This is a genomic window from Peribacillus sp. B2I2 (genome assembly GCF_041261685.1).
In the GTDB taxonomy this organism is placed as follows: Bacteria; Bacillota; Bacilli; order Bacillales; family DSM-1321; genus Peribacillus.
On sequence record NZ_JBGCCB010000001.1, the window covers coordinates 557,534 to 577,593 of the forward strand.

25 protein-coding genes are annotated in these 20,060 nt (G+C 41.3%); 10 read left to right on the forward strand and 15 right to left on the reverse strand.

What is annotated here, in order from left to right; genetic code table 11:
* The first annotated feature begins 70 nt into the window (after positions 1–70).
* Together ribH and ABIE66_RS02745 are read left to right on the forward strand one after the other, a co-directional pair.
* Positions 71–541, forward strand: a complete 471-nt coding sequence (gene ribH / locus ABIE66_RS02740; RefSeq protein WP_056522523.1) for a 6,7-dimethyl-8-ribityllumazine synthase — start codon at positions 71–73, stop codon at positions 539–541.
* A 550-nt stretch (positions 542–1,091) separates the two neighbouring features.
* Positions 1,092–2,258: a DHH family phosphoesterase gene (locus ABIE66_RS02745; protein WP_289323593.1), complete on the forward strand. Its 1,167-nt coding sequence runs from the start codon at positions 1,092–1,094 to the stop codon at positions 2,256–2,258.
* A gap of 71 nt (positions 2,259–2,329) precedes the next feature.
* Here the strand turns inward: ABIE66_RS02745 and ABIE66_RS02750 are convergent, their stop codons facing one another.
* The 7 genes from ABIE66_RS02750 to ABIE66_RS02780 all read right to left on the reverse strand — a co-directional run bounded on the left by ABIE66_RS02750 (position 2,330) and on the right by ABIE66_RS02780 (position 7,933).
* Positions 2,330–3,196: a YihY/virulence factor BrkB family protein gene (locus tag ABIE66_RS02750; protein WP_289323594.1), complete on the reverse strand. Its 867-nt coding sequence runs from the start codon at positions 3,194–3,196 to the stop codon at positions 2,330–2,332.
* 121 nt (positions 3,197–3,317) lie between these two features.
* A complete protein-coding gene (locus tag ABIE66_RS02755; protein ID WP_370013786.1) occupies positions 3,318–3,758 on the reverse strand; it encodes a hypothetical protein in 441 nt (146 codons plus the stop codon).
* A 118-nt stretch (positions 3,759–3,876) separates the two neighbouring features.
* Positions 3,877–5,103 carry a cation:proton antiporter gene (locus ABIE66_RS02760; protein ID WP_289318095.1) on the reverse strand — a complete coding sequence of 409 codons (1,227 nt, stop codon included), beginning with the start codon at positions 5,101–5,103 and terminating at the stop codon, positions 3,877–3,879.
* Between the two features lie 6 nt (positions 5,104–5,109).
* Entirely contained in the window at positions 5,110–5,607 is a 498-nt protein-coding gene (locus tag ABIE66_RS02765; RefSeq protein WP_101224892.1) for a cation:proton antiporter regulatory subunit, read from the reverse strand.
* A gap of 52 nt (positions 5,608–5,659) precedes the next feature.
* Entirely contained in the window at positions 5,660–6,223 is a 564-nt protein-coding gene (locus tag ABIE66_RS02770; RefSeq protein WP_289323596.1) for a tyrosine-type recombinase/integrase, read from the reverse strand.
* Positions 6,224–6,498: 275 nt separating this feature from the next.
* A complete protein-coding gene (mreBH, locus tag ABIE66_RS02775) occupies positions 6,499–7,506 on the reverse strand; it encodes a rod-share determining protein MreBH (protein WP_289323597.1) in 1,008 nt (335 codons plus the stop codon).
* Between the two features lie 127 nt (positions 7,507–7,633).
* Entirely contained in the window at positions 7,634–7,933 is a 300-nt protein-coding gene (locus tag ABIE66_RS02780; RefSeq protein ID WP_370013787.1) for a hypothetical protein, read from the reverse strand.
* A gap of 128 nt (positions 7,934–8,061) precedes the next feature.
* Here ABIE66_RS02780 and ABIE66_RS02785 point away from each other — a divergent pair, with 128 nt between their 5' ends.
* Positions 8,062–9,192, forward strand: coding sequence for an AbrB family transcriptional regulator (locus ABIE66_RS02785; RefSeq protein ID WP_289323599.1), 1,131 nt, complete (start codon positions 8,062–8,064; stop codon positions 9,190–9,192).
* On the opposite strand, the gene ABIE66_RS02790 is transcribed toward ABIE66_RS02785, so the two are convergent.
* From ABIE66_RS02790 to ABIE66_RS02800, 3 genes are read right to left on the reverse strand one after another with little or no spacing between them, the layout of a single operon-like run.
* Positions 9,137–9,385 carry a hypothetical protein gene (locus ABIE66_RS02790; RefSeq protein WP_370013788.1) on the reverse strand — a complete coding sequence of 83 codons (249 nt, stop codon included), beginning with the start codon at positions 9,383–9,385 and terminating at the stop codon, positions 9,137–9,139. The two genes, ABIE66_RS02785 and ABIE66_RS02790, sit on opposite strands and share 56 nt — an antisense overlap.
* Positions 9,382–9,888: a hypothetical protein gene (locus ABIE66_RS02795; RefSeq protein WP_370013789.1), complete on the reverse strand. Its 507-nt coding sequence runs from the start codon at positions 9,886–9,888 to the stop codon at positions 9,382–9,384. The genes ABIE66_RS02790 and ABIE66_RS02795 overlap by 4 nt, the downstream gene beginning before the upstream one ends.
* Entirely contained in the window at positions 9,885–10,214 is a 330-nt protein-coding gene (locus ABIE66_RS02800) for a hypothetical protein (RefSeq protein WP_370013790.1), read from the reverse strand. The genes ABIE66_RS02795 and ABIE66_RS02800 overlap by 4 nt, the downstream gene beginning before the upstream one ends.
* Positions 10,215–10,418: 204 nt before the next feature.
* Between ABIE66_RS02800 and motA the strand changes: the two genes are divergently transcribed.
* From motA to map, 5 genes are all read left to right on the forward strand, one after another.
* Positions 10,419–11,210, forward strand: a complete 792-nt coding sequence (gene motA, locus ABIE66_RS02805) for a flagellar motor stator protein MotA (RefSeq protein WP_289318088.1) — start codon at positions 10,419–10,421, stop codon at positions 11,208–11,210.
* The gene (motB, locus tag ABIE66_RS02810; RefSeq protein ID WP_289323604.1) at positions 11,203–11,958 is read left to right on the forward strand and encodes a flagellar motor protein MotB; all 756 of its coding nucleotides are present in this window, start codon (positions 11,203–11,205) and stop codon (positions 11,956–11,958) included. The genes motA and motB overlap by 8 nt, the downstream gene beginning before the upstream one ends.
* A 44-nt stretch (positions 11,959–12,002) precedes the next feature.
* On the forward strand, positions 12,003–12,278 hold the full coding sequence (locus ABIE66_RS02815; protein WP_370013791.1) for a late competence development ComFB family protein: 276 nt from the start codon (positions 12,003–12,005) through the stop codon (positions 12,276–12,278).
* A gap of 201 nt (positions 12,279–12,479) precedes the next feature.
* On the forward strand, positions 12,480–12,995 hold the full coding sequence (locus ABIE66_RS02820) for a type 1 glutamine amidotransferase domain-containing protein (protein ID WP_370013792.1): 516 nt from the start codon (positions 12,480–12,482) through the stop codon (positions 12,993–12,995).
* A gap of 116 nt (positions 12,996–13,111) precedes the next feature.
* Positions 13,112–13,858, forward strand: a complete 747-nt coding sequence (gene map / locus ABIE66_RS02825; RefSeq protein WP_370013793.1) for a type I methionyl aminopeptidase — start codon at positions 13,112–13,114, stop codon at positions 13,856–13,858.
* 39 nt (positions 13,859–13,897) lie between these two features.
* On the opposite strand, the gene ABIE66_RS02830 is transcribed toward map, so the two are convergent.
* From ABIE66_RS02830 to ABIE66_RS02845, 4 genes are all read right to left on the reverse strand, one after another.
* Positions 13,898–14,140 carry a DUF2164 domain-containing protein gene (locus ABIE66_RS02830; RefSeq protein ID WP_370013794.1) on the reverse strand — a complete coding sequence of 81 codons (243 nt, stop codon included), beginning with the start codon at positions 14,138–14,140 and terminating at the stop codon, positions 13,898–13,900.
* Between the two features lie 11 nt (positions 14,141–14,151).
* Positions 14,152–14,667, reverse strand: a complete 516-nt coding sequence (gene mobB / locus ABIE66_RS02835; RefSeq protein ID WP_289318082.1) for a molybdopterin-guanine dinucleotide biosynthesis protein B — start codon at positions 14,665–14,667, stop codon at positions 14,152–14,154.
* Entirely contained in the window at positions 14,655–15,920 is a 1,266-nt protein-coding gene (locus tag ABIE66_RS02840; protein WP_289323609.1) for a molybdopterin molybdotransferase MoeA, read from the reverse strand. Before ABIE66_RS02840 ends, mobB begins: the two co-directional genes overlap by 13 nt.
* A 102-nt stretch (positions 15,921–16,022) precedes the next feature.
* Positions 16,023–16,247: a DUF1128 domain-containing protein gene (locus ABIE66_RS02845; RefSeq protein ID WP_289323610.1), complete on the reverse strand. Its 225-nt coding sequence runs from the start codon at positions 16,245–16,247 to the stop codon at positions 16,023–16,025.
* 231 nt (positions 16,248–16,478) lie between these two features.
* Here ABIE66_RS02845 and ABIE66_RS02850 point away from each other — a divergent pair, with 231 nt between their 5' ends.
* Together ABIE66_RS02850 and ABIE66_RS02855 are read left to right on the forward strand one after the other, a co-directional pair.
* Positions 16,479–16,877: a YtxH domain-containing protein gene (locus tag ABIE66_RS02850; protein ID WP_289323611.1), complete on the forward strand. Its 399-nt coding sequence runs from the start codon at positions 16,479–16,481 to the stop codon at positions 16,875–16,877.
* A 16-nt stretch (positions 16,878–16,893) separates the two neighbouring features.
* Complete coding sequence (locus ABIE66_RS02855; protein WP_289323612.1) at positions 16,894–17,733, forward strand: YihY/virulence factor BrkB family protein; 840 nt, start codon at positions 16,894–16,896, stop codon at positions 17,731–17,733.
* Positions 17,734–17,967: 234 nt separating this feature from the next.
* Here ABIE66_RS02855 and ABIE66_RS02860 read toward each other — a convergent pair whose 3' ends face one another.
* Positions 17,968–19,890 (reverse strand): heavy metal translocating P-type ATPase, encoded by a 1,923-nt coding sequence (locus ABIE66_RS02860; protein ID WP_370013795.1) that lies wholly within the window; start codon positions 19,888–19,890, stop codon positions 17,968–17,970.
* Positions 19,891–20,060 lie beyond the last annotated feature (170 nt).

Here is a 20,060-nt window from a genome sequence, read left to right on the forward strand (position 1 = left end):
TGCTTAAGGAGTTTAGCGCATTTAAATGAACAAAAAATGATATCTGTATAATAATTAGGAGGAATTGGACATGGGGAAAATTATTGAAGCACAATTAATCGGATCAGGATTGAAAGTAGGAATCGTTGTAGGAAGATTTAATGAGTTTATCACAAGCAAGCTTTTAGGAGGGGCATTGGATGGCCTTAAGCGTCATGGTGTTGATGAGAATGATGTTGACATCGCATGGGTCCCGGGTGCTTTTGAACTTCCGTTAATTGCGAAGAAACTTGTAAATACAGGTAAATATGATGCGGTAATCGGTCTTGGGACGGTAATCAGGGGTGCCACTTCACATTATGATTATGTGTGCAATGAAGCAGCTAAAGGCATGGCAGCCGTTTCCTTGGACACAGGTGTACCGGTTATCTTCGGATTGTTGACAACTGAGAATATTGAACAAGCCATTGAACGTGCCGGAACTAAATCAGGTAACAAAGGCTATGAAGCTGCCGTTAGTGCCATTGAAATGGCCAACCTTGGAAAATTGATAGAACAGTGATTTCACATAAGGAGGCCGCAGGGATTAACATTTCCTGCGGCTTTTTTTTGATGTACTGGATTTTAGGTTATGTTACTCAGGTTCTGTTGAATGTGATTTGTGGCATGACGGCTATTTTAGTTTTTTTTTTATATCTATTAAGGCAATAACGATTTCCTCAGATTTCCCCCTGTTATTTGGACAATTCTGAAATGGCCATAAGGGCCACTTGTTGGCGGGGTGCCTAGAAATATGGATAGAATGAGGCATAAAGTGATCATTGAATACATGATCATGATATCTTGAAGCATTAATGGTTTGTTGTTTTCCCCTGTCTGTTTTAAGGGAGTACATGGAAATACCACGATTTCAAAGTAATGTGTTTTCATTATATATTTCTGGAAAATAAAGAATCATAAGTGGGTTTTTCAAAAAAAAAAAGAACAAAAGCATCGCGTAATGGTAGCATGGTAAATTATGCGGATATGATTATGCTACAATTGTAAAGATTGCAATTGAAATTCATGTCTTTAGGGAAAAGTAAATTTATTAGTTATTAGGAGGGGTTTGTGTGTACCATCTCTTTACACATAATGATTTAGATGGAGTCGGTTGCGGCATTGTAGCTAAGCTGGCATTCGGAGAAGAAGTAGTTGTTAGTTATAATTCAATCGGTCGCCTTAATCAGAATGTAGGAGCATTTCTTGAGCAGGCTAAGATTGAAGATACATTGATTGTTACTGATTTATCGGTTGATGAAGATAACGAAAAAATGATTACTCAGTTTGTTGAAGATGGAGGTAAAGCGCTGCTGATCGATCATCATAAGTCAGCATTGCATTTGAATGAACATGATTGGGCATCTGTAACTGTCGAACAGGAAGACGGTAAACAGACGGCAGCAACTTCATTATTCTATCAGTATGCTGTTGAAAATAAATTTCTGGAACCTTCAAGCATTATCGCTGAATTCGTTGAATTGGTCCGTCAATACGATACGTGGGAATGGGAAGTCAATAAAAATTCAACGGCAAAACGGCTGAATGACCTGTTTTTCATGATTCCGATTGAGGAATTCGAAATGAAAATCGCAAAAAAGTTGTCGACGGCTGAAAGTTTTACTTTTGACGAAGTGGAGCAAACGCTTCTGAATGTTGAGGAGAGTCGGGTTGATCGGTACATAAACAGGAAAAAAAGAGAAGTTTATCAGGCTACGGTCGGTCCCCATACAGCTGGGGTGGTCCATGCAGAGTCATACCACTCAGAATTGGGAAATGAACTGTCGAAAGAGTTCTCGCATCTGGATTATATCGCCATCCTGATGGTAGGGAGTAAAAGAATCAGCTTCCGGACAATCCACGATGACATAGATGTTTCTGAGGTTGCTGGAAAGTACGATGGTGGCGGCCATCAAAAAGCCGCCGGTTGTACCATGTCCGAAAAGGCTTATAGTCAATATGTCGAAAAGACATTCTTTGCCGAGCCCCTTAAACGCGATGCACATAAAAATCAATTGAATGTAAAGGAATCCCCAGAGGGTTGCCTATATTCAACGAGAGATAAAAAGGACATATTCATCTATGAAGATGAAGAAGAAGAATGGATTGTTGAAATCAACGGAAAACAACAGAAAAAAACATTCGATACATTTGGGGAAGCTGAAAAATACATGAAGCGGAAATACTCGGCATGGCTGGCCCATGATGAAAGATATGAAGAGTTTGTCAATAAAGGGTGAATAGGAAAGCGGCTGTCCGAATGGGACAGCCGCTTTTGAATTAATTCCATCTAGTTCCGTAATTCATGATTTTACCTTTTAAGCGGGACAGGATGTACGATAGTGCGTGACTGTTTTTTTGGAATGGTATTTTGGCGATGAAGAATTGCATTGATTTCTCCGCCGATCACAAAGATCAGACCACTCAAATATAGCCAGATCATCAAGATGATGACGCCTCCTAAACTGCCATAAGTGGAAGAATAGTTGGCAAAGTTACTGATATAGAATGAAAATCCAAGTGATATTCCCAGCCAAAGTACAGTTGCGGTCACTGCCCCAGGGATGACGTGTTTAATGGGGAAACTTTTGTTCGGTGCAAAACGATATAGAAAGGCCAGGACGAGTGAGATGACCACAACCGCGATAACCCACCGTAACAAGCTGAATAAAATTTGCATTTCTTCAGGGATCGGGATGACTTGCTGTAGTAAATCGATGATGACTTTTCCGAAGACAGGGAGACCTAACATGACGATGAATGCAACAACCAAGCCTAATGTCAATACAATGGAGATGAAGCGGGCTTTAATGAAATTCCTTGTTTCTTCAACATCATAAGCGATATTCATGGAATGAATGAACGCATTCATTCCGTTTGAAGCGGACCATATGGTGCCAAGGAAACCAAAAGTCAGTAAGCCGCCGTTCCGCTCAGATAATATGTTGATGATATTTTTCTCAATGACTTCCATCGTCTCCGCAGGCATGAAGGTTTTTATCGTGTCCAGTGCTGTCTGAATGTCAATATTCAGATAAGGTAATATGGACAGAAGTAAAATGAGCAAAGGGAATAGGGCGAGTAAATAGTAATAAGCTTGTTCAGCTGCCAGACCCGTCACGCGATCCTCCTTTATTTCTTTAATCAGTTTCTTTGAAAATTTTATCGACTTATTCATCCGGGCATCACTCCTGAATAGTTACTTAGGTTATCTGCTTCTTTTCCCTCTGTTCATACAAGCTAATCCTCAAATGAAAAGAAATTGAAAGGGGCTTCCTAAAAAAGAAGTCCCTTTCATGTTAATCCTTGCGCTTGTATAAGCTTGTGACAATGATATAACCTGCAATTACTCCAATGATCGCATTTAATGTGGTTGATTCATTTTCTCCGAAGTAACCAAAAACAAATTTGGAGAGAGGCAAATCTTTAAATAATCCAGTAAAGTACAAAATCGGAATGATGGAGAGGTAAAGGAATGGCAAGCCAATAATGATTAGCCTTAACCAACTCACTTTCCAATGCCCCTTTTTAGAAACCCTTTGCAGAATTCGGGGAATGGCGAGTACCGTGCCCAGGAAAATCGGGAATGAAGATCCGAACAGCAAGTATCCCTTAATCTCGTAAGTTTCGCGACTAACTGTAAATAGGTGCTGTTGGTACTTCAAGCCTATGAATAATACGCCCAATACTACCACTAGGCAGATTAAATATCTAATGGCTCTTTTTAAAGAAAGACTCATTATTCCACGCCCCTTTTATAACAATTATATTAATGTTAGGGTAATTATGGAAGTTATTCCGGATGGGCTATTGAAGGTTAACAGAAAAAAGGCCAGATAACATGTCTGGCCTTTTTGTCTATTGTACTTCTTTTCCTTGTTCCTTTTGAACCTTCGGGGGGGTCCATTTGAAGACTTTATTTAGGATATTATAGATGTGTTTGGATTCTTTTGTAAGGATCGGCCCAAGAATGGCTAAGGTCAAAACATAAAGTGCCGCAAACGGGGTTAGTATAGGCATTAAACCGCCAGCAATGCCTAGGTTGGCTAAAATGATGGAGAATTCGCCACGTGAAACAATCGTTAAACCGATGTTTGCGGAAGCTCTGTGAGATAAACCGGATTTGCGTCCGGCAATCATACCAGCGACAAAGTTACCGATTATAGTGATGATGACGGCTCCAAGAACCATCCAGACAGCTCCGCCAAGGGTCGTCGGATCGATGCTCAAGCCAAAGCTGAAGAAGAATATGGCCCCGAAGAAGTCCCTAAAGGGAATGACAAGTTTCTCAATCCTGTCGCTATGTTCCGTCTCAGAAAAGACTAGGCCGAGCAGTAATGCACCAATGGCTTCCGCAACATGAATCGTTTCCGAGAAACCTGCAATAAAGAACAGTAATGCAAACACGACGATGATAAAAATCTCATCTGATGTAATATTGAATAATTTGTTAAGGATCCCAGATGCTTTCCGGGCGATAACAAAAAATACAAGCATATACCCAATTGCGATTAAAGTAGAAAGTAACGTTCCCCAAATGGAACCAGAGGAGCTTAATACCAATCCGGATACGACTGAAAGATAAACAGCGAGGAAGATATCTTCAAACATGATGATACCAAGGATTAGCTCCGTTTCATTGTTCCCGGTCCTTTTAAGGTCAACAAGTACCTTTGCTACAATGGCACTTGAAGAAAAACTGATGATCCCGGTTAATATCAGAACCTCTTTTAATGGAAGTCCGAGCAGGAAACCATATACAAAGGCCATTCCGGCGTTGATCACAATGTAATACGTTCCGCCTGTCACGATATTTTTCCCGGACTTCATAAGTTTTTTTACGGAAAATTCCAGACCTAAGTAAAACAGGAGGAATAAGATACCGACACGTCCGAGGAACGCTATGATTTCATCACTTTCAATGAAACGCAGGTCAATTAATCCGAATTGTGGGGCATGGGGACCAACGAGCATCCCGATGATAATTAATAGTGGAACATTTGAGATTTTGAATTTACCTGCAACGAGAGCAGCTAATGCTACTAGAAGTAGGGCAGTTCCCACTTCAAAGACTAAATGGTCCATATGAGCTTAGTCACTCCTTTCGTCGGTCAATAATTCTCTTGTCAGGTTACGGATATCTTTTCTTTCACCAGATATCACAAGGGTATCGCCTGTTTCGATGATAGAGTCAGGACCAGGATTATTCAGTTGTTTTTTTCCTTTTTTCGAATGGGCGATGACGGTTACATTATAATTGCTCCTTATATCAATCGCACCGATCGTTTGATTGATGGCCTTAGAACCTGGTTCCACTTTGAACCATTCAATCACTAAGTCACCCAATGACATTTCAATCGTTTCAAGTGCTTGTGGTTTATAAACCATGCCGCCTATGATGGAAGCCATTTGCCGGGATTCCTGATCGTTAAGGGTGATGCTCGAAATGACGTCTTCATGTTCATTATCAAAATGGTACAATTCCCGACGGCCGTCATCGTGAATGACAATTACTAACTTTTCATCATTTCTCGTTATGATTTCGAACTTTTGGCCAATACCAGGAAGTTCACTTTCTCTAATTCTCACTGGAATTCCTCCTTAAAATGTTGGTTAGAGTTAATAGAAGATAGCAGAATGTTTATAAGTTAACGTCAATATTCGTCTTGAATTTCTTCTCCTTGGATATGCCGATGTATTTTAATGTCTCCGATGGACTGGAATGATGGTAATGCTTCTGTATCAAGGCCAGTGACACTCCTTGTTTATAGGCATGGTAGCCAAAAGTTTTACGCATCGAACTTGCTCCGAATTTGCCTGTCAGACCTGCACCTTCCACAGCATCATGGATGATTCGGTGTGCCTGTTGACGTGTAATCGGCTTTTTTGTCTTAGGGGAAAGAAATAAAAATTGACCTTCGATAACCTTCGAGCCTTTAAGGTGTTCTTGTAAGGCGGTACGGACTTTCAGGTTCAAATAAATTTGGTTGACCTCATCATTTTCCATCCGTTGCTCATAAAATTCCTTGATTTTTCCAGTTTCATCAAGAACGTTGGCGACGGTTATTTCGAGCATTTCATTTATCTTCATACCTGTATTGATGCCGAGTACAAACAATAAATAATCCCGACTGGAGTGAGCTCGTAAATAGGTTTTTATTTTGCTGATTTGATTGATATCCTTAAAGGCTTCTACATATTCCATAAATCTTCTCCTCTTACCAATGTAACATAATTATACTATATCACAACTTATGTAACATTGCATGCGTTTAGTCCTGCAGGAATGATCCTTCTTCAAAAAAGCAACGCATACTGTCGAACGTAAAAACCCTTTTCCTTATTCTCTACTCAAACGAGGTAAAATATATCAGTGAAGTTATTTAACTTTAAAACGTGGAGATTGCTGCTTGCACCCTGGGAACATAAGGCTGGATAGATAAAAAAAAAGAAACCCCAAGTTGGGATTCCTTCATCTTTTTAGTATACGGCTTTTTGTAATTTGTGAATGACCTCAAGTGAAAGCCCGGTTCCGATGGCGACTGATTCAAGCGGATTATCTGCAAGTTTGACTGGGACGACAATTTCATTCGTCAGCCATTCTTGTATCCCGTTGAGAAGTGCACCCCCGCCGGATAAGATGACACCTTGATCGACGATATCCCCGCTCAATTCAGGTGGACAGTCTTCCAAAGTGGCCCTGATTGCTTCCAATATATGAAGAAGCGATTCCTGGATGGCTTCCTGGACATCAGTGGATGATATTGTAATCGGCTTTGGAAGACCCGTTACAAGATCGCGGCCCCTGACTTCCATGGTGATCACGGGATGTTCAACTAGTGCGTAGCCGATTTCTTTTTTTATTTCCTCGGCTGTTCTTTCCCCGATCAGCACATTATGTTTTTTTCTAACATATTGGCTGATATCTTCATCCAATTGATCTCCGCCAATTCTTATTGAATTGCAAGAAACTACGCCGCCGTAAGATATGATCGCGACCTCAGTCGTGCCCCCGCCGATATCAACGATGACATTTGCAACCGGCTCTTCGACAGGCAGGCCTGCACCTATTGCTGCTGCTACTGGTTCCTCGATAAGGTGGACCTGTTTGGCTCCGCAGCTTTTGACTGCATCCTGAATGGCCCTTCTCTCAACTGATGTGGAACCTGATGGTGTACAGACCACCACACTAGGTTTTCGAATCGAAAAGCCTAGGGCCTTACTTGCTTTTTTCATGATTTCCCGAAGCATTTGCGCCGTTACTTCAAAATCCGCAATGACACCGTCCTTAAGCGGACGGATTGCCACGATATTTCCAGGTGTTTTCCCGATCATGTTTTTTGCATCCACACCAACTGCCAATACTTTATTAGTCTCTATATCAATGGCCACCACTGATGGCTCATTAAATACGATTCCTTTATTTTTACTGTAAACTAGCGTATTTGCAGTTCCTAAGTCAATGCCTATTTCTGTATTTGATAACATTTAGTCACCCCTCCATAAGAGTTTGACCCCTATATACTCATTCTACCTTTTGTAGCGAGTTTGTGGGGGTGGGAAATCTAGTAAATAGTGGAAGTGCATTGCTGTTTCTTTTAATGGAGCGAATATATCATGAAATATAAAAATGTACTGACGATGGCGAGCACGCCAAGAACGTGAAGTGTTGTGACCAATTCATCCTGACATCAATGGCTACTGGCACCAACATTCTGCCTATTGTAAACAGTAAGCTTGATGCCGCGAAATATTGTCCCAGCATAAGCTTGGATGCGAATCCTTGCTGAATGCCTGCTTTAAAAGCTCCGCCATTGAAACAGTGCAATGGCAATGAATAATCTTTAAACCCATTGTGACGATCCAAATAAAATGAAGGAAAGGCAGTAGGTAATCGAGGAGTCGATGAATACACTTCGTTCTTTATAGGCGGACGATCATTTTGTTACTGAAATGGTAAAGAGTATGACGAATACTCCTCGCTTCAACGAAAACAAGTATATAAGGAAACTTTGAATCAGCTTATTTTATGTTAAGATATAGATGAAAATTCGCTTAGGTAAAGAAGGTAATTTTGTGAGTGCAAATTTAATCGAGAGTAAGAGTTTTAGAGTCATTTTTACATCTTTTTTGGCTTTCCTGGGTGGATATGCGTTTGATTGCCTTGGAATATACTTACCATGGATGCTGGGACCATTATTCGTGGTGATGATTGCGAAAGTGAAGTTAGGGAAGTACATGTTATGGTCTAAAACCTTTAGAAGCACAGGATTGGTCATTCTTGGTTTACAACTGGGCAGTTCATTCACTAAACAATCGTTAAATGAGATGATTGAATATTTGCCGGTTATGCTTTTTACGACAATCGCAATCATTTTATTTACAGTTTTGACTGGCTGGTTTGTCGGAAAACGGATGGACCTATCTCTGAGCACATCCATGCTTGGCAGTTTTCCGGGAGGCCTTTCCCAGATGGTGGTCTTAAGTGAGGAGATGAAGGATAGTGATGAAACCGTTGTAGGTTTCATGCAAACACTTCGTGTCATCCTGGTGATCTCCATTGTTCCTTGGCTTGTGACCCATGTAATGTCAGTTGAACCAGGTGCTGTGATGGCTATATCGGAGCGGCCGTTTTTCTTATTTGAATATGATGGGGTATTAGCCATCATGATGTTGGCAACCTTGCTAATACTCATCATAATCACAAAGAAAGCGAATTTCCCGCTGCCTTTTTTACTAGGACCTCTCATGGCCGCAGCCTTATTTAATCTAGTAGGCCCAGGTGCCCCGCAAATTCCTGACTTTTGGTTGAACTTGTCACAATTGTTGATTGGCGCCCATTTAGGGTACACACTGAAGGTTGATAACCCCCGACTCTTCAGAAAGATGTTCGGGGCAGTATTCGTAAGTAACATCCTGTTAATTGGATTTTGCTATTTTCTTTCCATTCAGTTTGCTCCTGTCCTATCCTTGCAGGCAAACGAATTATTTTTGAGCATGGCGCCAGGCGGCGTCGCCGAAATGGCAGTCACAGCCATGTCTGTGCATGTGGATTTATCCGTTGTCACAAGCTTTCATTTATTCAGGATCTTATTCATCTTATTTTTTTTATCGCCCATCATAAAATGGCTCGGTGGAAGAAGCCGATGGAAACAGGAACAAGGACAAAGCTGACAGGCTTTGTCCTTTTTTTGATAAATGTCCAAATTTCGAAACTTACGAGTAAAAGCGTGAAACTTACGAGTAAAAGCGTGAAACTCACGAGTAAAAGCGTGAAACTCACGAGTAAAGCACCAAAACTCACGAGTAAAGCATCGAAACTTACGAGTAAAGCACCAAAACTCACGAGTAAAAGCGTGGAACTCACGAGTAAAAGCGTGAAACTCGCGAGTAAAGCGTGGAACTCACGAGTAAAGCACCGAAACTCACGAGTAAAAGCGTGAAACTCACGAGTAAAGCACCAAAACTCACGAGTAAAGCACCAAAACTCACGAGTAAAAGCGTGGAACTCACGAGTAAAGCACCAAAACTCACGAGTAAAGCATCGAAACTCACGAGTAAAGCACCAAAACTCACGAGTAAAGCACCAAAACTCACGAGTAAAGCACCAAAATTCACGAGTAAAGCACCGAAACTCACGAGTAAAACCGTGAAACTCACGAGTAAAGCACCGAAACTCACGAGTAAAAGCGTGAAACTCACGAGTAAAGCACCGAAACTCACGAGTAAAGCACCGAAACTTACGAGTAAAAGCGTGAAACTCACGAGTAAAAGCGTGAAACTCACGAGTAAAGCACCAAAACTCACGAGTAAAGCATCGAAACTTACGAGTAAAGCACCAAAACTCACGAGTAAAAGCGTGGAACTCACGAGTAAAAGCGTGAAACTCGCGAGTAAAGCGTGGAACTCACGAGTAAAGCACCGAAACTCACGAGTAAAAGCGTGAAACTCACGAGTAAAGCACCAAAACTCACGAGTAAAGCACCAAAACTCACGAGTAAAAGCGTGGAACTCACGAGTAAAGCACCAAAACTTACGAGTAAAAGCGTGAAACTCACGAGTAAAGCACCAAAACTCACGAGTAAAGCACCAAAACTCACGAGTAAAAGCGTGAAACTCACGAGTAAAGCACCGAAACTCACGAGTAAAAGCGTGAAACTCACGAGTAAAGCACCGAAACTCACGAGTAAAAGCACCAAACTCCAAGTGAAATTATATTCCCGGCGGAAATTTTACCCGACCTGTTGATATATGCTTTTAATTCCGCCCTTGGCAAGGAGTGAGTGGATTTTGTGATGATTTAATGAAAATTAAAATGGAATAGAAAAATAATCCTCACTTTTTTTAAACTTCATCCGATATAAGGAGGAGACGAGAATTTAAATGATTGGGTGAGTATTATGGATATAACATCAGTTTTGGGCGTAGTTCTTGGTATTGTGGCCATCTTAGTCGGGATGGTGTTGAAAGGCGTTAGTGTAACAGCATTGATTAACCCGGCGGCTATTCTGATCATTATTGTAGGGACGATAGCTGCTGTCGTAACGGCTTTCCCTTTGTCGGAATTAAAACGACTACCTAAAATTTTCAAAATTTTATTCTTGGAACAAAAATTGACAAAGCCTGAAGAATTAATAAAAACATTTTCGGAATGGGCGGTCATTGCAAGGAAAGAAGGCTTACTGGCATTGGAAAGCATTTCGGACCAAGTGGATAATGCTTTTTTGAAAAATGGCTTGAATCTTGCAGTAGAAGGTCAGAGTGCCGATTATATTCGTGATATTTTAGCAGAGGAAATAGACGCGATGGAAGAGCGTCACCTAAGCGCGGCAGCGATTTTCAGTCAAGCCGGAACATACGCACCGACACTTGGCGTATTGGGTGCTGTAATCGGGCTGATAGCTGCATTGGGCAATATGGCTGACACGGAGGCATTGGGGCATGCCATATCTGCCGCCTTTGTCGCAACCTTGATGGGAATTTACACAGGGTATGTGTTATGGCATCCATTTGCCAATAAGCTCAAACGGAAATCGCAGCAGGAAGTCCGGATCAAAGAAATGATGATAGAAGGGATTTTATCGATCATCGAAGGGGAAGCGCCAAGAACGATTGAACAGAAATTAACATCATATTTGCCTGCTGGAGATCGTAAAAAGTGGTTAGAAGGCGATGTGAGAGAAGATGGCTAGGCGCAAAAGGAAACAAAGGCATGAAGAGCATATCGATGAATCATGGTTGGTTCCCTATGCCGATATCTTAACATTGCTTCTTGCGCTTTTTATCGTCTTATTCGCTTCAAGTTCGGTTGATGCAGTAAGGTTCCAGCAGTTGTCCAATGTATTTAACCAGGTATTTACGAGCGGAACGGGTTTTATGGATTTCCCAAGTGATTCCCCCAGCAATGAGCCGACATCACCAGAACAAAGATCAGGGGCTGATGACCTTAAGAAGTTAGGGGAAAACGAGCAAGAAGAACTTACGGAAGTTCAGGAGCGTGTAAATGCCTATATCCAAAAGAATGGTTTAACGGATAGATTGCAAACGAACCTTACGGATGAAGGCATGTTGATTTCAATTAGGGAGAACGTGTTGTTTGAATCGGGAGTGGCTGAGGTGAGAAGTGAAAATCAAAAAATCGCAAAGGAAATCTCAAATTTACTGGTCATGGACTTACCCAGAAACATTATCGTAAGCGGCCATACCGATAATATTCCAATTAAAAATTATCAGTATGAATCCAACTGGGATCTGAGTGTGATGCGATCCGTGAATTTCATGAAACTTCTTCTCGAAAATAAAGAGTTGGATCCCGAAATGTTCAGTGCTAAAGGGCATGGTGAATTCAAGCCGGTTGCTTCTAATGAAACGAAAAAAGGAAGAGCTGAAAACCGGAGAGTTGAAATCCTGATTGTCCCACGGACGGCAATAAATGAGTGAAAACCTGTCTGGAATGACGGGTTTTTCTTTTTGAAGGAGAATTTATGGATAGAAAATATACAAATGTGATGGAAGAGATCGTTGTGACATGGGTGCAGGTTTTAATGTCCGGTATGGAATACCAAACATTTTGCTCTTGCAGCAAATGTAAAAATGACATCATCACATTATCACTGAATAACCTGCCTAATTACTATGTAACCAATGAAGAAGGGCGGAAAAGGATGTTTGAAAATTTGAATATAGAAGAAAACAGGAAATGGATCAACAAAAGAATCATCAATGCCATACACGTTGTTGGCCAGTATCCTAAACATTGATCAGCTTTTGGAAAAGATAAAAGGTCAGGGACCCCTTTTCTTTTGATATTAAAACTTGGGCAGCATCCGCCAAAGGGATTTCGCTCATAAACGAAAGGTAATAGTTTTAGGAACATTGTGTTTTATTTATAGTGCAGTAGGGAACATAAATAAAGTACAAAGATAGGTTCATTCGATCAAAAATTGAGGAGATGAATTTTTATGGGTAAAAATATCGCATGTGTTGTAACGAATATGTTTGAGGACTCGGAGTACAGTGAACCGGCAAAAGCATTTGAAGAAGCTGGTCATACGGTAACGTCGATTGAAATGGAAAAAGGGAAAACCGTAAAAGGAAAACAAGGGGAAGTAGGAGTCAAGGTTGATGAAAGCATCGATTCAGTGAAACCGGAGGATTTCGATGCTTTGTTCATCCCCGGAGGGTTCTCACCTGATCAACTACGTGCTGACGAACGCTTCGTATCGTTTGCCAAATCGTTCATGGATGATAAAAAACCTGTATTTGCGATCTGTCATGGACCGCAGTTGCTGATTACAGCCAAAACACTTGAAGGACGCCACGCAACAGGATATACATCCATTAAAGTCGATATGGAGTATGCAGGTGCCACATATTTGGACAAAGAGGTTGTAGTTTGCGGCGACCAGCTTGTAACCAGCAGGACACCAGAAGATCTTCCGGCATTTAACCGGGAATCGCTTAATCTATTGAAATAATAAAAAATCCCGGCAGCTGCCGGGATTTTTTATTTAATGAGATTTAAAGGATTCATATACTTCCATCTTTGCAGTAAAATAAAAGGAGAGACGAATTAAAAAAGGAAGTGTCACGATTGATCGTATTAAAATCTGCACGTGAAATTCAAGCGATGCATGAATCGGGTAAAATTTTGGCAGCTTGTCATAGGGAGATTGCAAAGTTGATTGTTCCTGGTGTGACAACATGGGAAATAGAAGAATTTGTCGAAGGATTCTTAAAAAAGCATGGAGCGAAGCCGGAACAAAAAGGTTACAAGGGATATGAGTATGCGACATGTGCCAGCATAAATGAAGAAATCTGTCACGGTTTCCCTCGAAAGACCCCTTTGAAAAATGGAGATATCGTAACGATTGACATGGTCGTCAATTATAACGGAGCCCTTGCCGACTCTGCTTGGACGTATACGGTAGGTAAGGTTTCAAAGGAAACGGAACATTTAGTGCATGTGACGAAGGAATCTTTATATAAGGCGATTGAAGTGTGTGTGGAAGGAAACCGGATTGGTGATATTGGTCATGCCATTCAAACATATGTCGAGGCTGAAGGCTTCTCGGTCGTTCGTGATTTCATCGGACACGGGATAGGAAATGTCATTCATGAAGAGCCGCAGGTTCCGCATTATGGGCTGCCGAATAAAGGTCCGCGTCTTAAGGAAGGCATGGTATTCACTATCGAGCCAATGGTCAACGTAGGTACATACAAAGCCAGCCGGGATGCGAATGGATGGACGGCTTCCACCGCAGATGGGAAATACTCGGCTCAATATGAGCATACGATTGCCATCACGAAGAACGGTCCGCTAATTCTGACCGAACAATGAACGAAAAAACAGCATCAATTATGATGCTGTTTTTTCATCTTAATCAATCGGTCGTTCCAATGAATACAAATCTTCTTCGATATTTCCTAATTTGTCCTCAATCACTTTTTTAGCATCTTTAATGCCTTCATTATAAATAAAGGGAGCAATGTTTTCGAAAATGAATTGCAAGTGATTTTCAGCAGCGATTTCACCGATTTCCTTGCCATGTTCCTGATACACATATTCTTGGATACGTTCGATCATCTTACGGCGTTTCTCTAAGGGAAATTGAATGAACATTGTGCCCTCCTTCATATTTGTTTTAAGAACCATGGAATGAAATCATCCGAATTCAAAGGGAAGACGGGTACTGAAGCATGATTCCTGGTGCGTTCCAGACATTCGGGCCAAGCCACCGCTGCTTTGACATTAGTAAGCCGTTCCAATAACAGGAGGTCGCTTTCTTCTTTGATTAAAATGACCTTAGGATAGTCCTCTTGCTTATAACCTTCAATTAAAATCACATCGGGGAGGAATAGACCCAATAATTGAATCAGCTCAGTGATAGGGGCTCCCCCCTTGAAATTGCCGAGCAATTCTATTGTCCCGTCTCCTTCAACAAGTGAAGCGGCTGCTCCAGCCTGAAAGTGTTTATTGGAATCCTTCATGCCTGTGACATCTGGTTTTCCGCCATGTCCATGGTGTTTTAAAACGGCTGTCTCTAATTTTGCTGCGCGAAGCTTTTCGATAATATTCGTTATGAAAGTCGTTTTTCCTCTATTTTGGTAGCCAACCACCTGAAAAATAAAAGGCTTCACCAAGGCCATTTGCATCCTTCTTGATCATCGAGAAGCAGGATGTCCACAAAATCTCCCGTTTGAAAACCACGGGTCCCCCCAGGTAAGACGGTCAGTGAATTGGCACCTGCCAAGCTTGTCGTAATATTGGATTTATCAACTCCGCTGGGAATTACTTTCAACTGGCCGGATTCGTAAAATAATCGGGTTCGAAGCAGACGTGAGAATGGATTGGGCTTTAAGAAATCTTCTGCCAATTGAGCCGTCTCTTTTCGTAAATGCGGATATTCCGAAAACAGCATGGTGCGGATGATCGGTCTTGCAAATAGTTCAAAGCCGACATAACTGGCGGATGGATTGCCGGATAAACCGAATAAAAATTTGTTATTAAATACGGCTACCGTCGTCACGCTGCCCGGGCGCATGGCCACTTTGTTGAATAAGACATCAGCTCCAATTTGTTGATAAATATCTGGGAGAAGATCAAAATCACCAACGGAAACGCCTCCCGTTGTGATTAGCAGATCGACTTCCTCCAAGGCCGTAGAAATGGCCTCGTAGCTTAATTCGAGTTCATCTTTAAGTTTTCCATAAAAACGGACTTCTCCTCCAGCCCTCCGAATTTGGGCGGAGATGGCATGAGAATTACTGTTGCGAATCTTACCAGGCTGCAAGGGTTCATTAACATCAAGAAGTTCCGAACCTGTAGCGAATAATCCGACGACAGGCTTCTTGGCAACAGGGACTTCAGCATAACCGAATGTTGCCAATAAGCCGATGATCCCTGGGTTGATCGCTGTTCCTTTTTTTACAAGAACTTCTCCTTTCTTTGCGTCCTCACCTTGAAAAGAAACGTTTTCCCCTTCCTTTAGTGAGCGTTTAAATGATATGTACTTCTTTCCGTCCTTTTCGAAATCCTTCGTGAGCTCGAGCATGATTACGGCATCACACTCAGCAGGCATCTGAGCTCCAGTCATGATTCTTGCCACTTGGTTTTTTTGTACAGGAATAGTCGATACCATACCAGCAGCCAATTCTTCAACCACTTCGAACTCGAGAGGGTTATTTATGGAACCGTCAACGGTATCCTTGGACCTGAGGGCGAATCCATCATATGGCGAGCGGTTAAAATGCGGAACATCATTTGTAGCTGTAATATCTTGAGCCAAAAAACGGTCTTGGCTTTCCTCGAGGGGAATCAGTTCCATATGTCCGTTTAATTTATGCTTCATCACTTTTTCCACTGCTTCTGCAATACTGATGGGCGTTCTTCTTTCTACCATGCTTACAACCCCTGTCTGTTTTTAACTATAATCTCTATAACAAATGTAGCAGGATTTTTAAAAAAATGAAAAAAATCCTCACCGTATGGGAGGATCTAAATGTTACTTATTACGCAGTCTTCCAAGTTCTTCGGCGATTGCTTCCATTTCACGGACACTGAAATTCGTTTTTTTCATCACCATTATATAGATATCGTGCAGTTCTTCGTACATTTCGATATCAAAATGGGTTGATTTGATTGCACCGAAGTTCATCACTTTTAATTTATCCTTAATTGCTTCGACCATAAACTCTACACTTTCGGCTGTGTTTTGTGTTAAATCCATATTCCTCATCCTTTCTTACGTTCCTAAATTATTTTCATCTTTGCATGATTACCCCTAGAAGTCAATGGATATTCGGGTGGAAAACGAAGCTTGATCCCCAATTCACTTTGTCATCTCCACGTTTTAAAGTGAGAGAGTTTGGGAAAAGATAGGAAAAAACTTTTTTAAACATTGTATAATGGAGATAGCTACCATTATTCATGAACCAATATATGACGAGGAGGAGAATATATGAGCAACATTCGAGAAGAATATAAGTGTGCCAAGAAAAGTAAATTTATGCAAGCGGTCTTTATTGGGGCGTTAGCAGGGGCTGCAGTAAGCCTTTTTGATAAGAATACACGTTATTCTGTATTGGAAAACAGCAAAAGTTGCATGAGTAATATGAAAGAATTCGTGAAGAATCCCAATGGGGTGCTTACACAAGTACGTGAAACATCATCTAAGGTACGTTCCACTGTTGAAAAAATCTCCGATGATGTATCCTTCATTTCCCAAAAGGTGGAGGAAATGAAAGATATTCCTTCGCAAGTTGCCCAAGTGGTGATGGAGACGAAGGAAGTCTTTGCTGCAGAGCAGGAAGAGTCATCTTCAATTCAGGATCCACAAGAACGGGTCTCCTTAAATTAGAAAATGAGGTGGAGGTATGGCCAATAAAAAAGAATGGCTGAAAGGCTCATTCTTCAAGACTTTCATAAAACGGTTACATATGGATGATGTGTCGGGACTTGCCGCACAGCTGTCTTATTTCTTCTTACTTTCCCTGTTTCCGTTACTTATTTTTTTGTTCACTTTATTGGCCTATCTGCCATTTTCCCAGGAAGATATTTTAAATACCATCCGTACATATGCACCTGAAGATTCGATGAATATCATTGAGGCTAACCTATCGGAAGTGATGGAAGCGAATGGTACTTTATTGTCGTTTGGTGTCATCGGGACGATATGGTCGGCATCAAATGGGATGAATGCAATCATTAAAGCATTTAACCATGCATATGGTGTAAAAGAAAGTCGAACTTTCTTTATTTCCCGGGGAATGTCGATTCTTCTCACTTTAGCGATGATATTTGTTTTTATTGTCGTTTTATTGCTTCCGATATTCGGAAAACAAATCGGAGTATTCCTATTTGCCGAGATTGGGCAATCCGATGAGTTTCTAACGATTTGGAACCAACTGCGCTGGGTGATCAGTACGCTGGTATTTTTGATTGTGTTCACGATCCTTTATTGGATTGCGCCCAACAAAAGACTGAAATGCATAACAGTATTGCCCGGTTCTATCTTTGCAACGGTAGGATGGAGTATCGTTTCCTTTTTGTTTTCTTTTTATGTGGAGAACTTCGCTAATTATTCCGCGACTTATGGAAGCCTTGGAGGAATAATCGTATTAATGGTTTGGTTTTATTTATCGGGGCTAATCATCATACTGGGCGGAGAAATAAATGCCCTAATAAGTGTAAAGGAAAATCCAGAATGTGAATGAGCTTCCTGGAGTTACCTTAGTAGCGGACTTTACTTCAGCAGATACTATTCAAGAAATGACAACTTTTGTAGAGGAGGAGTTCTTTCATGAGTAAAAAGGATGGCAGCACAAAGCAAAAAGGAAAAAATAAAGGTTCGAACCATAAAACATCAGGTTCTGCAAACGGTAAGAACGGATATCACTAACTGAAACGAACATAAAAAAAGGGAGCCTTTAGGGGCTCCTTATTCATGTTTAGTTTCTCAAAAGTCTTAAGCTATTCAGTATAACGAGAATTGTGCTTCCTTCATGGCCAATGACGCCATATGGAAGGTCGAGAAATTGAAGGAAATTAGATGCTATCAGGATCATGATGACCGAAATCGAGAAAATGACGTTTTGTTTGATGATTCGATTCATTTTCTTGGATAATTTGACGGCTTCGGCGATACGTGGCAGGTCATTCTTCATCAGAACAACATCCGCTGTCTCCAAGGCAACATCCGTGCCTTCACCCATTGCGATCCCAACAGAAGCTGTTGCTAGTGCAGGTGCATCATTTATGCCATCCCCAACCATTGCTACAGTGCCAAAATGTTCTTTCAGCTTTTTCACTTCATTCACTTTGGTTTCAGGGAGGCATTCGGCAATATATGCATCAATGTGACTCTCCGACGCAATTGCTTTAGCGGTTTTTTCACCATCGCCTGTCAGCATGACAGTATGGATACCCTCATTTTTCAAAGCTTCGATGGCAGCAATCGTTTCTTCGCGTACGACATCTTTCAAAGTGAGTATACCGGCAATCCCTTGATCATCTTTTGCAAAAACAATTGTCTTACCTTGTTCAGCCAATGTCAGCGCAATGCCATTTTGGAATCGTTCAGCTTCACTGCGACCGACGAAATCAGCTTTTCCAACTTGCCAAAGCACGCCATTGAAATAAGCTTGAACCCCATTACCTGAAATATCTTCCATGTTATCCGGTTTAATGATGTCCTTCTTTTGCAATTTCGTTTTAGCATAACGTACGATCGATGTTGCCAAAGGGTGGTTTGAATAATTTTCAACAGATGCAATATGAAATAAGAAATCTTCTTCGTTTAAATCTTCGCGGATAATGACATCCGTGACCTCTGGTTTTCCTTTTGTTAATGTTCCGGTTTTATCTAAGGCAATCGCCTGCAGGTTTCCTAGATTCTCAAGATGTATGCCACCTTTAAATAAAATGCCATGACGTGCACCATTTGATATGGCAGAAAGTGTAGCTGGCATAATGGAGGCTACAAGGGCACAAGGAGAAGCGACAACGAGCAGGATCATTGCTCTGTAGAACGTTTCGGTCCAATTCCAGCCCAATAAGAAATGGGGCACGAACATCATTAAGCCGACAACTGACAATACCACTTTTACATAAGTCCCCTCAAACTGTTCAATGAACAGCTGGGAGGGTGACTTTTCGCTTTGTGCAGATTGAACGAGAGTGATTATCTTTTGAAATAATGTTTCATTTGCTGGTTTGGTAATTTCCACGGTAATCGTTCCACGGAGATTAACCGTTCCCGCAAATACTTCATCATCCAAGGATTTACTGACTGGCATGGATTCGCCAGTGATTGCCGCTTCATCGATATTGGTACGGCCATCCGTGATTTTTCCATCTGAAGGAACTCGCTCACCTGGTTTCACTAATATGAGATCCCCGATACGCAGCTGGGAAACGGATACGGTTTCTTCATATCCGTTAGTGATGCGCAACGCTTCTTCAGGCTGTAAGTCCATAAGTGCCGAAATTTCTTTATGGCTTTTATTCATCGTGTATGTCTCAAGCGCACCGCTTAAAGCAAAGATGAAAATCAATATGGCGCCTTCAGTCCAGTATCCGATGATCGCTGAACCGATTGCGGCAAAAATCATCAGCATCTCAACATTCAATTCCCGGTCGGCGATTGTATCTTCTATGCCTTTTTTTGCCTTGGCATATCCGCCAATCAGGAAAGAGGCTAAGTATATGACTATGGAAGTGGACTCCATTCCGTTCTTTGAAAAAGCCCAGCCCAAAACTATTAATAATCCGCTGAATAAGGCAGCAATAAGTTCTAAATGAGGTTTTGCTTTTTCCAACCAAGAGGTTTTGCATGTAGCCGGTTGGGTTAAATGTTTAGTATCTGTAGTCATAAGATTCCCTCCCACATTCTTCTCTATTTTTGTGTAAATGATATAGATTATCATTTGTTTAATACCTAATTGAGAAAGATAATCAACGTCATTTCTCTGGATAAAATATGAAAGCTGCCATCGTAATTGCGATGACAGCAATGTTTTCAAAGGTTTATTAACGTGATGTC